The following is a 15,155-nucleotide window of genomic DNA, read 5'->3' as shown; positions in this document are numbered from 1 at the left end:
ATTTATATTGATTGCATCATTCCAATCAAGCCTCTTGCACATCCACATCCACCGACCATCTGATTTTGCCTTCGCGGTTTTGCTGCAACACCTGCACCCACAAACTCACGGCGCGGTGCAAATCCTGTCGGGATGTCGATTCAAGGAAAATTTGCGCGCGTTCGCGTTCGGCGAGGCGCACCATCAGCATGGGGGCGGCGCCGAACTGGGAGACGCTTTCGGGCAAAAGTGGGGCGAGGGTTTCTTTGGCTGCGTTGAGAAATTCCATCGCATCGGCAACGCGCGGCGCGTCGGCGCGAATGGCGGTCTGGAAACCGAAGGGCGGCATGGCAAACATTTGCCGCTCATTCAATTCGTTTTCGGCAAACACGGCGTAGTCCTGCGCTTTGACGGCGGCGAAGACGGGATGTTCGGGCAGTTGGGTCTGTATCAACACCTTGCCGGGTTTGTCGGCGCGCCCCGCCCTGCCGGACACTTGCATCAGCTCGGCGAACAGCCTTTCCGGTGCGCGAAAGTCCGCACTGTACAGGCTGCCGTCGGCGTTTAATACGATAACGAGGTTGAGCCGTGCGAAATCATGACCTTTGGCGAGCATCTGCGTGCCAACCAGAATGTCAATTTCGTTGTCGGCGATGCGGCGGTACAAATCCGCCCAGTCATTTTTGTGCGCCGTGCTGTCCCTATCGACGCGGACGATGGCGGCCTTGGGCAGGAAGGCGCGCAGGGTTTCTTCGACGCGCTGCGTGCCGTGGCCGACGGCGGTCAGGTCTTGGTTGCCGCAGTCGGGGCATTTGAACGGGATGGGTTCACGGTGGTCGCAGTGGTGGCAGCGCAGTTGGCGGGCGCGTTGGTGCAGCACCATTTTGGCGGAGCAGTTCGGACAGCCAAAGGTATGGCCGCAGTCGCCGCAAAACAGTGCGGGCGCGAAGCCGCGCCGGTTGAGGTACACCAGCGACATGCCGCCCGCTTCAAAGTTCTGTTTCAAAAGCTGCAAGGCTTGCGGCGAGAAGCCGTTGTCGAGTTTCAGACGGCCTACATTGAGTATTTCCACTTGCGGCAGTTGCGCAGCGGTATGGGCGCGCTCGGTCAGTTGCAGCAGGCGGTACGCACCGCTTTGCGCCTTGTGCCAGCTCTCCAAGCTGGGCGTGGCGCTGCCCAACACGATGGGGCAGCCGCTCTGCTTCGCCCGCCACACCGCCAAATCGCGGGCGTGGTAGCGCAATTCGTTGTCCTGTTTGAACGAGCCGTCATGTTCCTCATCGACCACAATCAGCCCGACATCATCCATCGGCGTGAACACCGCCAGCCGCGTGCCGATGACCAGCTTCGCCTGCCCCAACATCGCGCGCAAATAATCCTGCGTGCGCTTGCCTGCCGCCATCTGGCTGTGCAACACGGCGGTCGGCACGTCGGCAAAACGGTCTTCCACCCGCTTCAAAAGCTGCGGCGTGAGGTTAATTTCAGGCAACAGAAACAACACCTGCCGCCCCTGCGCCAACACTTTCGCCATCGCATCGAAATACACCTCAGTCTTGCCGCTGCCGGTAATGCCGTACAGCAAAAACGGCTGGAATTTGCCAAAGGCCGTCTGAATCTCATCGGAAGCCTTCTGCTGGTCGGCGTTTAATACAAATTCAGAGTGCGAAGCCTGCCCGTGGTACGGCCTTAAAACGGACTTCGCCGCTTCCGTCGTTTCAATCCAGCCCTGTTCCGCCCAATCTTCGATTAATTTCGCCGCCTGCGCGTTCACCTGCTTCAACGCCGCCATCGTCATTCCGCCCGACAGCAGCGCGTCCCACAAAGCCGCTTTTTTGTTGAACCGCGCCGGCGGCGGTGTTTGCGCCCTGCCTGCTTCGTTCAAAGCATAAAACAACGGTGGCTGCGGCATTTCCACCGCGCGCGTTTCCTTCAAACCCTGCGGCAGCGCGGCAAACACCGCCTGCCCGGTCGGATAGTGGTAATAACGCGACGTAAACGCCAACAAATCACGCCAGCTTTGAGGCAACGGCTTTTCTTCTACAAAGGCCGTCTGAACACACAAAATCCGCGCCGCATCCATATCGGGCGCAATATCCGTTTCCCACACAATCCCAACCACGGTTTTATTGCGGAAAGACACAAGCACCCGCGTTCCCGGAGGGAGCGGCTCGGAATGAGAATAAGTCAAAAGGCCGTCTGAAAGCGGCACGTTCACAGCGATGCGGTAGTAAATCATACAAACAATCAAATCATTTTTTCGTATTTTAACAGCCGAAAGCTATTTTCAGACGATAAATTGAGCCTCAATACAATGCAGGCATGACAGAGGTTTGATACAATGCCTTACTTTTAACACACGCAAGTCTCTCGCATGAAAACCAAGTTAATCAAAATCTTAACACCGTTTGCCGTCCTTCCTTTGTTGGCATGCGGTCAACCTGCCGTATCCAAAGCCAACGCCGCGCCTGCGCCGGCTGCCAAAGCGGAAGCGCCTGCCGACAAATCCGTTGCCGCTTCTTTGAAAGCGCGTTTGGAAAAAGTCTATGCCGCCCAAGATTTGAAAGTTTTGAGCGTCAGTGAAACACCGATTAAAGGCATTTACGAAGTTGTCGTCAGCGGCAAACAAATCATCTATACCGATGCCAAAGGCGACTATATGCTCGTCGGCGACCTCATCAACGTCAACACGCGCCAAAGCCTGACTGAAGAACGCGCCGCCGATTTGAACAAAATCGACTTCGCTTCCCTGCCTTTGGACAAAGCCATCAAAGAAGTGCGCGGCAACGGCAAACTGAAAGTCGCCGTTTTCTCCGATCCGGACTGCCCGTTCTGCAAACGCTTGGAGCATGAATTTGAAAAAATGACCGACATCACGATTTACACCTTCATGATGCCGATTCCAAGCCTGCACCCTGATGCCGCGCGCAAAGCCGAGCTGTTGTGGTGCCAACCTAATCCGACCCAAGCATGGACCGACTGGATGCGCAAAGGCAAACTCCCAAGCGGCAAAGCAAACTGCGAAAACCCTGTTGCGGAAACCACTTCATTGGGCGAACAATTCGGCTTCAACGGCACGCCGACCCTGGTCTTCCCTAACGGCCGCAGCCAAAGCGGTTACAGCCCTATGCCCCACCTCAAAGAAGTTATCGAGAAAAACCAGTAATACAGGGTTTAATCTCCATCAAGGACGCTTTACGCGTCCTTTTTTCATTTCGCCCTGCCATCAATTGCTTTCAGACGGCCTCAAACAGACAAATACAAAAAAGGACGTGTTCGCCACGTCCTTTTTCCCTTTACCTTACAGGTAGAATTTCTCAACCACTTTCAGGTTTTCGTCCAATTTGTACACCAGCGGCTGGCCGGTCGGGATTTCCAAGCCCATGATGTCTTCGTCTGAAATACCTTCGATGTGTTTGGCCAACGCGCGCAGGGAGTTGCCGTGTGCCGCAACCAAAACACGTTTGCCGCTCAGGATGGCCGGAGCGATTTGGTCTTCCCAGAAAGGCAGGACGCGCTCGAGGGTAACTTTGAGGTTTTCGCCATCGGGAATAACATCGCTAGGCAAGTTAGCATAGCGGCGGTCGTTGTGGGCGGAATGCGGGTCTTTAGGATCGAGCAGCGGAGGCAGGGTATCGTAGCTGCGGCGCCAGATGTGGACTTGCTCGTCGCCGTATTTTTCTGCGGTTTGTTTTTTATCCAAACCTTGCAGCTGGCCGTAGTGGCGCTCGTTCAAACGCCATGATTTGATTTGCGGAACAAACAGTTGGTCGGATTCTTCCAAAACGATGTTACAGGTTTTGATGGCACGGGTCAGGACGGAAGTAAAGGCGATGTCGAATTCATAGCCTTTTTCTTTCAGCTTTTTACCTGCTGCGGCGGCTTCTGCCAAACCTTGCTCGCTCAGCTTAACGTCGCGCCAGCCGGTGAAAAGGTTTTTCGCGTTCCATTCGCTTTGTCCGTGACGGATGAATACTAATTCCATGATTGTTTGCTCCAATGAAGTTTGGGAAAAGGTATTTATAGCACACTTTGCCGCCGCGCTGATAACGTCGGCGGCTTCTTTTGATATGTTGCAAGTTTACTTCTAGTCTTCAGACGGCCTTGTCGGAAGGTAAACGTCAAAACGCGTGCTTTTGCCGGTGTATTGATAAGCAGGTTTGCGCCCGTCGAGAAATTCGCCCAAGCGCGGGCGTTTGACGACAATGCGCTTTTTGGCAGTATTCAACGCTGCGTCCAACAACTCGGCTTCGTCTTGTGCCGCGCCGACCAAGTCGTGGAAATAGGCCATTTCTTTTTTCACGGCGGCGGTTTTGCGGCGTTCCGGGTACATCGGGTCGAGATACACTACATCGGGCCTGCCGTTTTTCGCGGCCAATTCCTGCATCAAATCAACGGCATTGCCAAAGTGCAAAGTAATTCGCCGGGCAATCTCCCGTGTTTCTTCACTTTGTCCCGCCCTGTTGAGGCCGTCTGAAAGTAGACAGGCAACAGTAGGATTTTGTTCAAAAGTGTGTACATTCAAACCCAACGAGGCAAGCACGAAGCTGTCGCGTCCCAGTCCGCCGGTAGCGTCCCAGACAGTCGGTTGCGCAGTATGGTTGACGGCTTTGGCAATCAGCTCGCCGCCGCCTTTAGTGCGCCGATAATGGGCGGCACCGCCATCAAAATCAACGCGGACACGGCCTTTTTCACCGGCGCGGCATAAACTGATGCCGCTTTCGTCAGCGATAAGGAAACTGCCTGCTTCAGGCTGCCGGTCGATAACGGTCAGCCCGAAAGGCACGGCAAGGCTGCGAAGTTCGGCAGATGCGGTTTTGTCAAAATAAATCTTGTACATAAGGCTTATGTTTCAGACGGCCTGGAAAACTTGGGCCGTCTGAACGTTTTAATTGATGTCCAAGCGTTCCATGCGGTAGCGCATGGAGCGGAAGCTGATGCCCAAAAGTTTGGCGGCTTGGGTACGGTTGTAACGGGTTTGCTGCAAGGCCTGCTCGATGATGCTGCGTTCCACTTGGTCGAGGTAATCCTGTATCTGCATGGTGCGCGGATCAAACGGCGGAATGGGGCTGTGATTGAGCGTGGTTTCGCGCGCGTCAGGTTCGGCGATGTCGTCAAAAGAAAGGCTGCTGCGATCGGCTTTGGCCTGCGGGGCGTTTTGAATCTGCAAGTCGTCCACTTGTATCACTTGGCCGACCGTCAGTGCAACGGCGCGTTCGAGGATATTTTCCAACTCGCGGAAGTTGCCGGGGTAGCTGTAATGCAACAAGGCTTCTTGGGCTTTCGGGCTGAGTTTGTAGGTTTGATTGCCGTGACGGTGTTTATACAGCAGATACAAAATCAGCGCGCCCAAGTCTTCGCGCATTTCGCGCAAAGGCGGCATGTGCAGGGAGACTACGTTAAGGCGGTAATACAAGTCCTGACGGAATGCGCCGCTTTCAACCAATGCTTCGAGGTTTTTATGGGTTGCACAAATAATGCGCACATCCACAGAGGTTTCCCGCGCATCACCGATACGGCGCACGGCTTTTTCTTGAATGGCGCGCAGGAGTTTGACCTGCATGGCAAGCGGCAAATCGGCAACTTCGTCAAGGAACAAAGTGCCGCCGTCAGCGTGTTGGAAAAAGCCGAGACGGTCTTGATCTGCGCCGGTAAAACTGCCTTTTTTGTAGCCGAAAAACTCGCTTTCCATCAGGTTTTCAGGAATGGCTCCGCAGTTGACGGCAATAAACGGTTTGTCAGCGCGGTCGGACAGCTCGTGAATCGTGCGCGCCGCCTGCTCTTTACCCGTACCGGACTCGCCGGAGATATAAACGGGAACAAGGCTGTGGGCCAATCTGCGAATCAGGTGGCGTACTTCGACCATTTGCGGCGAAGTACCCAACAGGCGCGGCATATCGTCCTCGCCGTCCAATATAGGTGCGTCTTGTTGCAGAGCAGGATTGATGCTGCCGGCCGAAAAACGCTCTTTTAAGGAATTGAGCCCTTCCGGAACAGTCAAAGGCCGGTTAAATTCGCTCTGTACGCTCTTAGGAGGCGTAACGACAGGTTTGGCCGGCTGAGGTTCGGGTTTATACAGTGCGGCAGAAACAGGCGCAGGCTGCGATTTGACTTTTTCAGACGGCGTGGGTTCGTCAGTATTGTCTGAAACCGACACTGCCGATTTAACCAATGAACGCAACTGCGACAGTGTAATCGGTTTTTGCAGATAATCAAACGCCCCTGCTTTCAAGGCTTCAACGGCTTGGTCGGCATTGCCGAAAGCCGTAATCACGGCGACGGGGGTGTCGAGCATCAACTCGTCGATGTATTGGACAACCTCGAGACCCGAGCCGTCGGGCATACGCATATCGGTCAACACCAGCGAATAATCGTTGTTGTCCAGCTTGTCTTTGGCTTCTTCAACACCAGCCGCAGTATCGACGCGCAGACCCATTTTCATCAGGGTCATTTCCATCAGGTCGCGGATGTCTGCCTCGTCATCGACAACCAAAACCGGCTCTTGCAATTTATTCATCCTGCGCTTGCTCCTTCGGTAAAATCAATTCAAACCCGTTCATTTCAGGGTGATAATGCAGCTGCCCCATATTGGCGTGTGCCAACTCGCGTGCGACGTAAAGCCCCAAGCCGGTGCCTTGTTTTTCGGTGGTGTAAAACGGCTCGAACAAATGATTTCGTACATCGGGTGGCACGCCTTTGCCGTTGTCCGCCACTACGATGGAAATATGCATCCTGCCGCTTGAACGGATAAGGACGGTAATGGCGTTTTCGTCCTGACGGCTGTGTCGCCACGCATTGTTGCACAAGTTCCACATCACTTGCTGCAAATGCATAGGATCGACCAATACGGTCAGGTTGTTGCCGTCCATATTCATGCGCAAACAGCCGATGGCATCGTGATTGTTCAAGGTAAATTCCTGCTTGAACTCCAACCAGAATTTCATCAGATTAATCGGCTGGCGGCTGATGTTGTCTCGTTTGTTAAGCAGGGATACGTCTTCCAACATCTTGTCGATGCGTTGGATATTGCTGTCGATGATGTTGTAGAGCTTGGCCTTGAGCGGATCTGCCTCATCGCCTTCCTGCAACAAATCGCTGGCATGACGGATGGCGGACATCGGGTTGCGGATTTCGTGGGCGAGGTTGGCAGTCAATTGACCGAGCGAAGTCAGCTTGGTGGACATGGCTTCCGCAGCCACTTCACGCAATGAGCGAACATACAGCATCAGCAGCTCGGTCTGCTCCTGAATCAGCGGAACGGCACGGACGTGCATGGCGTGTTGGAAAATATGAATATCGGTTTCAAAAGGTTTGTCGGGTTGGCGCTGCCATCGGGCCACCAGTTCGCCAAACACGATTTCCTGCTGATCGATAATCAGGCTGGGAAAATAGATTTTTGCCTGTTTGTTAAACAGCCACACGCGCTGAGTCGCATCAATCACCACCACCGCTTCCTGTACGCGGTTTAAAACCAAATGGTTCAGGCCGCTGATACGGCGGTAGGCCAATTGATGGCGGCTGGCGGACTCTGTGGCCTGTTCGAGATAACGGGCGGCAAACGAGGTCAGCATCGCCACCAGATAGCTGGCGCCGATCAGCATTAAAGAATTCGCCACTGATTTTGCGTCCCAATTAAACGAATCGAAACGCATACTGCCGTCTAAAAACAGGTTCAAAATAAACAGCATTGCCGTATAACCTGCGTACAGCATGGGGTAATGGCCATAACTGAGCAGACACGACGTGGCGACAAACGGCAAAACCAAAATCCCGAAACCGGAAGCCGTACCGCCGGAGATATACACCAAAACCATAATCATGGTGATGTCGACCACTGCGCTGGCATTGGGCAAATCCAAGGATTGCCACTGCCAGCCCGGGCGGAGTACGGAGAGCATAATCAGGAAGAAATACAGCGTTATCCAGATATAAAACTCAACCGCCGGCAACGAAACGCCAATCAAATTGCCGCCCGTGTAGCTGCCGAAAGCGTGCAAAACCAAAAGCGGCAAGACGATGGCTATTCGGGCGATGTTGATGACGCCGGGAATCCGCTCCCTCAGATTACCCAGCTCTTGAAGATTGGCTCTGTTCATAAGTGAACCTTTTTTATTTTCATGCAATGTCGTAGTAAATTTAATTTATTTGAATATATTGGTTTTTGCCTTAAGACAAACTTTTCAGACGGCCTGATATTTCCAATACTTTGCCCTTTTTACCGCGCTTGCCGTCAATATCGGCAATCCGCAGTTTTTCCTGATGCTCGGCGCCGCGGCGGCCGACCGATACAACGGTAAACTCAGGAGAGGTCGTTACCATAACGTGTTCCAAAAATGCGCCGTCGGTCAGCGACATCAACTGCAAACCGCGCCCTTTGGGCATGACTTTGAGTTCGCCGATGGAAAACGCCAAGAGGCGGTGGTCGCTGCTTGCCAGTACGATTTTGCAGTCGGGGTTGATGAGCGAAGAGGCATAAACCGCAATCGGCGGCAGGACGGTTTCGCCGCTATCCACGGTCATCACCACTTTGCCCGCTTTCACGCGTCCGACCATGTCGCCCAGCTTGGCGATGAAGCCGTAGCCACCGCTGCCTGAAAGCAAGTAATGCTGTTCGGGCTGGCCGGTGAGCATGGCGACGGGTTTGGCGCCGTTTTGCAGCTCGATTAACGATGAAACCGGCACGCCGTCGCCGCGTCCGCCGGGGATTTCGGCGGCATCGAGCGTGTAGGTTCTGCCCAATGAATCGAGAATGACGACGGGTAAAACGGTACGGCCTTCAAGGGTTTGCTTGAGGCGGTCGCCTTCTTTGAATGCGGTTTGGCTCAAATCAAGGTTGTGTCCGGCCCGGCTGCGTATCCACCCTTTTTCCGACAGAATCAGCGTGATGGGTTCATCGGCGGTGGTTTGCGTCAGCACGGCGCGCCCGGCTTCTTCCACCAGCGTGCGGCGCGCGTCGCCGAACTGCTTCATGTCCGCCTGCATCTCTTTGATAATCAGCTTGCGTTTTTCGTTTTCGTCGCCCAAAAGGATATTCAGACGGCCTTGTTCTTCGCGCAATTCGTTCAATTCTTTTTCGAGTTTGAAACCTTCCAAACGCGCCAACTGGCGCAGGCGGATTTCCAAAATATCTTCGGCCTGGATTTCGGTCAGCCCGAACGCCGCCATCAAATCGGCTTTCGGGTCGTCTGATTCGCGGATGACTTTAATCACTTCGTCAATATGCAGAAAGACTTTCAGACGGCCTTCAAGGATGTGCAGCCGTTTTTCCACTTGGTTCAAACGGAATTTCAGACGACATGTTACAGTAACGACGCGGAAATCCAACCATTCCTGCAAAATCGTTTTCAGGTTTTTCTGCGCGGGACGGTTGTCCAGCCCCATCATCACCAAGTTCATGGACACATTGCCTTCCAGCGAAGTCTGCGCCATCAGCGTGTTGATGAAGGTATCCGTATCGATTCGGCTGGATTTTGGTTCGAACACCAGGCGCACGGGATGTTCGCCGTCGGACTCGTCGCGCACGCGGTCGATTAAATCCAGCATCAGCTTTTTGGTGTTGAGCTGGTCTTGGTTGAGCTGCTTTTTACCCGCTTTCGGTTTCGGGTTGGTTTGTTCTTCGATTTCGGCAAGGATTTTGGCGGAGTTGGCGTTCGGCGGCAGCTCGGTCACAATCACGCGCCACTGTCCGCGCGCCAATTTCTCGATTTCGTAACGCGCACGCACGCGCACGCTGCCTTTGCCGGTTTCGTAAATCCGGCGCAATTCGTCCGCCGGCGTGATGATTTGACCGCCGCCGGCAAAATCGGGCGCGGGAATATATTGCATCAGGTCGGCGGTTTCCAGCGTCGGTTTCTTCAACAGCGCAATCGCCGCCTGCGTTACTTCGTTCAAATTGTGCGACGGAATTTCGGTCGCCATGCCCACCGCGATGCCCGACGCGCCGTTGAGCAACACCATGGGCAGGCGGGCGGGCAGGTGCAGCGGTTCGTCAAACGCGCCGTCGTAGTTCGGCACAAAATCCACCGTCCCCTGATTGATTTCGGACAACAGCAATTCCGCAATCGGCGTCAGCCGCGCTTCGGTATAACGCATCGCCGCCGCCCCGTCGCCGTCGCGCGAACCGAAGTTGCCGATGCCGTCGATTAAGGGATAGCGCAAGGTAAAATCCTGCGCCATCCGCACCATCGCCTCATAGGCGGAACTGTCGCCGTGCGGATGGTATTTACCCAAAATCTCGCCGACCACGCGCGCCGACTTCACCGGCTTCGCGCCCGCCGTCAAACCCATATCGCGCATGGCAAACAAAATACGCCGTTGCACGGGCTTTTGGCCGTCTGAAACTTCAGGCAGCGCGCGGCCTTTGACCACGCTCATGGCGTATTCGAGATAGGCGCGTTCGGCGTACTGACCCAACAGCAGGTAGCCTTCGCCGACAGGAGATGGACTTGGAGCGGAAATGTGTTCTGTCATCAGGATGGTAAAACGAAATCAATTAAAGAAGGATATTGTAAAGCAAAATCGGTAGTCATAGCCAATTTGAGTGATGAACGGTAGCGCAGCAACAATAAGGCTTACCGAATCAAGTCGGCAAATATGATTTGTTTCGACCAAAAAGGCCGTCTGAAACCCTTTCATGTTTCAGACGGCCTTTTCATTTTGGTTTTAAATCAAAACTTCGTTATTCTGCAGTAGCCGGTTTGGCCGCAGTTTTAATGGTTAAGGTCAACGCAGCGGCGATGGCCAGGGAAACACCGGCAAAAGTCATCGCGTTGGCAGGGTTTGAACCCAAGAAAGTTCTGTACACCCAGCCGAAAGATACGGTTTCAATCAGCATTGGAATCACAATCATCATGTTCACAATACCCATGTACACGCCGTAACGTTCTTTCGGAATAGAACCGACCACAATCATAAACGGCACGCCCATCATACTTGCCCAACCGACACCGAAACCAATCATCGGCGCAAACATCAGGTATTTGTTGCCGATGTGCGGAATGGTGAGCAAGGCCAGCGCTGCAAGGGTTACGGCAAAGGCGTGAACATATTTGGCGGCGTATTTGCGCGCCATCCACATCAGGCCGAAGGCGGAGATAAAGGTTACCACGTTGTAGAAACCGTTTACCAGGCCGGTCCATGCAACCGCTTGGCTATACGCTTCGGTATTCTCAACGGTCGAGTCCCAGACGGATTGAACGATACTGTGGGAAATATATTGCCAGTAGATGAAGAGCGCGTACCATTGGAAGAGATACACCAAAGCCAGTTGCCACAGGGCAGTCGGCATTTCGCGCACGGCAACGACAATATCTTTAACAGCATGGGCCGGGCCGCTCGGCTGGGCTTTAATGGCCGCCATTTCTTCAGGGCTGGGCTCGCGTTCGGCTGTTGATAAAACGGTAACCAAAACCGAACCGATGGAGCAGACCGCACCAATATAAAACGAACCGAATACCCAATACGGAATGCCCGCTTCGGAAGTTTGTTGCAACCAGCCGATTTGTTGAAAGATATAGAGGGAAACGTTGGCCAGGGTAATACCCAAACCGGTAAACACGGACTGCATCAAGAAACCGGTGGATTGCTGTTGTTCAGGAACGGTATCGGCAATAAAGGCACGGAAAGGTTCCATTGCCGTGTTGTTGCTGATGTCCAAGAGCCACAGCAGCAATACGGCCACCCACAAGGCGGTAACGTGCGGATAAATAAAGAGGCAGAGGCTGCAACCGATGGCGCCGATCAAGAAATACGGACGGCGGCGGCCCAATCCCGGCACCCAAGTGCGGTCACTCATCGCACCAATCATCGGCTGCACCAGCAAACCGGTGATCGGGCCTGCCATATTCAAAATCGGCAATTGGCTCGGGTCGGCATGAAGGAAGCTGAAAATCGGGTTAATCGCAGTTTGCTGCAACCCGAAGCTGTATTGAATGCCGAAGAAACCGAAGTTCATCAGCATAATCTGGCGAAGTGTCATCGCCACTTGTGGGGAGATTTTCATAGGAAGGCTACTCCTGGATAATAAACTATGGAAACAACAAACTCCAATTTCAGCAGTATGACGCTTTTATTGTATTGGACCGCCTTTTTTAATGAGGCAACCCTGTTTTCAGACGGCCTTTATTTTGACCGTTTATATAATCTTGTTTTGATGTGTGTTTGTGTTGTTTGAAGCTTATTTTTAGGCCGTCTGAAACTATTTATTCATCACAGACTGACGCCAGATGGTTTCCCCAACGACCTTGACGGGCTGAGCCGTACCGGCCGGATGTTCGATGTATTGGAACAGCAAATCCGCCGCCATTTCGCCCATGCGCAGATAAGGCAGCTCGGTGCTGGTCAACGGCGGAAACAGCGTTTCCGCAATCGCACTGTGATTATCGTAGCCGGCAACGGAGACTTGCTCAGGAACCCGTACGCCGCGCGTCCTCAAAATCCCGTACACGCGCACGGCCATTTCATCGTTGCCGCAGCAAATTACCGTCGGCGGAGTCGGCAAAGACAGCAATTTCAAAATAGCCGAAATCAAAGACCCGCTGTCATTGCTGAAATCAGGATACCCTGTCTGCACCAAATCCGGATCAAAAACAATATCCGCATCCGCCAAAGCCCGGCGGTATCCGGCCAATCTCAATCTCGTCGCTTCCACGCCCGGCTGCAAAGTCACATAAGCAATCCGTTTGTGTCCGCTTTGGATAATCCGGTGCACCAAGCCATACTGCCCTGCTTCATCGTCCGGCAAAACCGACGGCGTACCTGCCAAATCAAAACAGTTGACCAACACCATCGGGCAACGATTGGGCACTTCCGGCAACAATACTTCCTGATGGAAACCGGCGACATATAAAATCCCCTCGGCACGGTGTTCCATAAAGGTACGGATCAGCGGCTCCATCTGACCGGGCTGACCCGGCTTGTTGTCGATGTCGGCAATCATCAAAATCTTGCCTTGTGTGCGAATCCGCTGCTGAATGCCCTTAATCAAGAACATATCCGGAATGCCGTGTCCGCCCGTATTCTCACCCGTCCGCGAAATGGCGCCGGTAATCAGGCCGACCAAGCCGGAACGGTGGAACCGCATAATCCGCGCCGCAGAAGACGGGATATAGCCCAAAGCGGCAATCGCTGTTTCTACTTTGGAACGGGTTTTATCACTGACCGGCGCATCGCCGTTAATCACACGGCTGACCGTCTTGGGAGATACCCCGGCATAAGCAGCGACATCATAAATTGTAGCCATCTTACGAACCCGCCCCGACAGGATTTCAATAATGTTACATAGGATAACACAGCAGACATCGGTGTCATACCCCTTTTTTTACAGAAACTTGATGATAATCAATCATTTCTTTTTCATTTTGCATACATTTCTTAAACAAAACCACCCCTACCACCTCCCAAAACCTGTTCAAATTTGTTAAACTACAAGCCACTACAAAAAAGCAGGAAATACCTATCTATCCTGCTTATTTTACCGTTACATACTAAGGAAACGAGATGACCGCATACTCAGACGCATGGCAGGCCTTGGAAGCCCATCATGCCGATACGCAACACGTTACCCTGCGCGAACGTTTCGCTGCAGATGCCGAACGTTTCAACAATATGCACGAAATTCTGCACGGTTTGTTATTTGATTACAGCAAAAACCGTCTGGATGAAAATACCCTTGATTTATTGTGCCGACTGGCCGAAGCAGCCGATTTGCCACAATATATGCAGGCCATGATCAACGGCGAAAAAATCAACACCAGCGAACACCGCGCCGTCCTCCACACTGCCCTGCGCCTGCCGGCCAATGCCCAACCCATTTACGTTGACGGCGAAAACATCGTGTCCAAAGTTCATCACGAACTCAACCGCACCCTCGAGTTCGCACGCCAACTTTTGGACGGCACCCACGCAGGCATTACCGGCAAACCGATTACCGACTTGGTTCACATCGGCATCGGCGGCTCCGATTTAGGCCCGCGCATGGCCACACAGGCGCTGCAACCCTATTGGCAAAACATCCGCGTCCACTTTGTCAGCAACTCCGATGATGCCGACCTGACCCAAACCCTTCTCGGCCTCAACCCCGAGACCACCGTATTCAGCATTGCCAGCAAATCGTTCCGCACACCGGAAACCCTGCTCAATGCCTATGCGGCGCGTACTTGGTACCGCGATGCAGGGTTGCCCGATTCCGGCATCTACCGCCACTTCTGCGCCATTTCCGCCGATGTGGCCGCAGCCCAAAACTTCGGCATCTCCCCCGACAAAGTCTTCGCCATGTCCGACTGGGTCGGCGGCCGCTATTCCGTTTGGTCGCCCATCGGCCTGCCGCTGATGGTTGCCGTCGGCGAAAAAGCGTTCCGCAAAATGCTGGCCGGTGCGCACGCGATGGATACCCATTTCTTCGAGACCCCATTCCGCCACAACATTCCCGTTCTAATGGCGCTCATCAACGTTTGGTACAACAACTTCCAACATTCAGACGGCCAAACCGTTGTCCCATACAGCCACAACATGCGCCTCTTCACCCCGTGGCTCAACCAGCTCGATATGGAAAGCCTCGGCAAACAGCGTACTTCAGACGGCCAACCCGTTTCCTGCACCACCGGCGGCATTGTCTTCGGCGACGAAGGCGTCAACTGCCAACACGCCTACTTCCAGCTTCTGCACCAAGGCACGCGTCTGATTCCCGTCGATTTCATCGTCCCCATGACCACAATCTACGGCAACCACCGCCAACACCGCTTTACCGTTGCCAATGCCTTCGCCCAAGCCGAAGCACTGATGAAAGGCAAAACCTTAGACGAAGTGCAAATCGAATTGGCCGCCCTGCCCCAAGACGAACGCGACCGACTTGCGCCGCAGAAAGAGTTCCCCGGCAACCGCCCGAGCAACAGCCTGCTCATCGACAGCCTGACACCTTTCAACCTCGGCATGCTGATGGCGGCTTACGAACACCGCACCTTCGTACAGGGAGTGATTTGGCGTATCAACCCCTTCGACCAATGGGGCGTGGAATACGGTAAAGAGCTGGCCAAAACCATCGAACCCGAACTCGAACGCGGCACACCGGCACACGACAGCTCCACCAACGGTCTGATTGCCTTCTACCGCAACTGCAACGCAGCATCGAAGGCCGTCTGAAAATAAAATATCCGTAAGACAAACACTCTGCCTGTCTTACG

General features: G+C 53.7%; 10 protein-coding genes. 2 read left to right on the top strand and 8 right to left on the bottom strand.

Features of this window, described 5'->3' with window-relative positions; genetic code table 11:
* Nucleotides 1–25 precede the first annotated feature (25 nt).
* Nucleotides 26–2,215 (bottom strand): primosomal protein N', encoded by a 2,190-nt coding sequence (locus HMPREF2596_RS08620; protein ID WP_070850743.1) that lies wholly within the window; start codon nucleotides 2,213–2,215, stop codon nucleotides 26–28.
* Nucleotides 2,216–2,350: 135 nt separating this feature from the next.
* Between HMPREF2596_RS08620 and HMPREF2596_RS08615 the strand changes: the two genes are divergently transcribed.
* Nucleotides 2,351–3,142 carry a DsbC family protein gene (locus tag HMPREF2596_RS08615; protein WP_070850742.1) on the top strand — a complete coding sequence of 264 codons (792 nt, stop codon included), beginning with the start codon at nucleotides 2,351–2,353 and terminating at the stop codon, nucleotides 3,140–3,142.
* 135 nt (nucleotides 3,143–3,277) lie between these two features.
* On the opposite strand, the gene HMPREF2596_RS08610 is transcribed toward HMPREF2596_RS08615, so the two are convergent.
* The 7 genes from HMPREF2596_RS08610 to HMPREF2596_RS08580 all read right to left on the bottom strand — a co-directional run bounded on the left by HMPREF2596_RS08610 (nucleotide 3,278) and on the right by HMPREF2596_RS08580 (nucleotide 13,216).
* Nucleotides 3,278–3,961 (bottom strand): 2,3-diphosphoglycerate-dependent phosphoglycerate mutase, encoded by a 684-nt coding sequence (locus tag HMPREF2596_RS08610; protein WP_036493345.1) that lies wholly within the window; start codon nucleotides 3,959–3,961, stop codon nucleotides 3,278–3,280.
* A 102-nt stretch (nucleotides 3,962–4,063) separates the two neighbouring features.
* Nucleotides 4,064–4,816, bottom strand: coding sequence for a class I SAM-dependent methyltransferase (locus HMPREF2596_RS08605; RefSeq protein ID WP_070850741.1), 753 nt, complete (start codon nucleotides 4,814–4,816; stop codon nucleotides 4,064–4,066).
* Between the two features lie 48 nt (nucleotides 4,817–4,864).
* Nucleotides 4,865–6,493 (bottom strand): sigma-54-dependent transcriptional regulator, encoded by a 1,629-nt coding sequence (locus tag HMPREF2596_RS08600; RefSeq protein ID WP_070850740.1) that lies wholly within the window; start codon nucleotides 6,491–6,493, stop codon nucleotides 4,865–4,867.
* Complete coding sequence (locus tag HMPREF2596_RS08595; RefSeq protein ID WP_070850739.1) at nucleotides 6,486–8,072, bottom strand: two-component system sensor histidine kinase NtrB; 1,587 nt, start codon at nucleotides 8,070–8,072, stop codon at nucleotides 6,486–6,488. Before HMPREF2596_RS08595 ends, HMPREF2596_RS08600 begins: the two co-directional genes overlap by 8 nt.
* 70 nt (nucleotides 8,073–8,142) lie before the next feature.
* Nucleotides 8,143–10,446 carry a DNA topoisomerase IV subunit A gene (gene parC, locus HMPREF2596_RS08590; protein WP_070850738.1) on the bottom strand — a complete coding sequence of 768 codons (2,304 nt, stop codon included), beginning with the start codon at nucleotides 10,444–10,446 and terminating at the stop codon, nucleotides 8,143–8,145.
* A 208-nt stretch (nucleotides 10,447–10,654) separates the two neighbouring features.
* Nucleotides 10,655–11,977: an MFS transporter gene (locus tag HMPREF2596_RS08585; protein WP_070850737.1), complete on the bottom strand. Its 1,323-nt coding sequence runs from the start codon at nucleotides 11,975–11,977 to the stop codon at nucleotides 10,655–10,657.
* 195 nt (nucleotides 11,978–12,172) lie between these two features.
* A complete protein-coding gene (locus tag HMPREF2596_RS08580) occupies nucleotides 12,173–13,216 on the bottom strand; it encodes a LacI family DNA-binding transcriptional regulator (RefSeq protein ID WP_070850736.1) in 1,044 nt (347 codons plus the stop codon).
* Between the two features lie 257 nt (nucleotides 13,217–13,473).
* Between HMPREF2596_RS08580 and pgi the strand changes: the two genes are divergently transcribed.
* On the top strand, nucleotides 13,474–15,114 hold the full coding sequence (gene pgi / locus HMPREF2596_RS08575; protein ID WP_070850735.1) for a glucose-6-phosphate isomerase: 1,641 nt from the start codon (nucleotides 13,474–13,476) through the stop codon (nucleotides 15,112–15,114).
* Nucleotides 15,115–15,155 lie beyond the last annotated feature (41 nt).

It is taken from the genome of Neisseria sp. HMSC078C12 (genome assembly GCF_001838065.1).
GTDB lineage: Bacteria > Pseudomonadota > Gammaproteobacteria > Burkholderiales > Neisseriaceae > Neisseria.
Note: the sequence above shows the minus strand (reverse complement) of the source record. Positions and strands in the feature narration are given on the sequence as shown.

Bases quoted from the DNA above. Each gene is read 5' to 3' on its own strand.
- HMPREF2596_RS08595 (WP_070850739.1), bottom strand. From the start codon at position 8,072: ATGAACAGAGCCAATCTTCAAGAGCTGGGTAATCTGAGGGAGCGGATT.
- HMPREF2596_RS08600 (WP_070850740.1), bottom strand. From the start codon at position 6,493: ATGAATAAATTGCAAGAGCCGGTTTTGGTTGTCGATGACGAGGCAGAC.
- HMPREF2596_RS08610 (WP_036493345.1), bottom strand. From the start codon at position 3,961: ATGGAATTAGTATTCATCCGTCACGGACAAAGCGAATGGAACGCGAAA.
- pgi (WP_070850735.1), top strand. From the start codon at position 13,474: ATGACCGCATACTCAGACGCATGGCAGGCCTTGGAAGCCCATCATGCC.
- HMPREF2596_RS08605 (WP_070850741.1), bottom strand. From the start codon at position 4,816: ATGTACAAGATTTATTTTGACAAAACCGCATCTGCCGAACTTCGCAGC.
- HMPREF2596_RS08615 (WP_070850742.1), top strand. From the start codon at position 2,351: ATGAAAACCAAGTTAATCAAAATCTTAACACCGTTTGCCGTCCTTCCT.
- parC (WP_070850738.1), bottom strand. From the start codon at position 10,446: ATGACAGAACACATTTCCGCTCCAAGTCCATCTCCTGTCGGCGAAGGC.
- HMPREF2596_RS08620 (WP_070850743.1), bottom strand. From the start codon at position 2,215: ATGATTTACTACCGCATCGCTGTGAACGTGCCGCTTTCAGACGGCCTT.
- HMPREF2596_RS08580 (WP_070850736.1), bottom strand. From the start codon at position 13,216: ATGGCTACAATTTATGATGTCGCTGCTTATGCCGGGGTATCTCCCAAG.
- HMPREF2596_RS08585 (WP_070850737.1), bottom strand. From the start codon at position 11,977: ATGAAAATCTCCCCACAAGTGGCGATGACACTTCGCCAGATTATGCTG.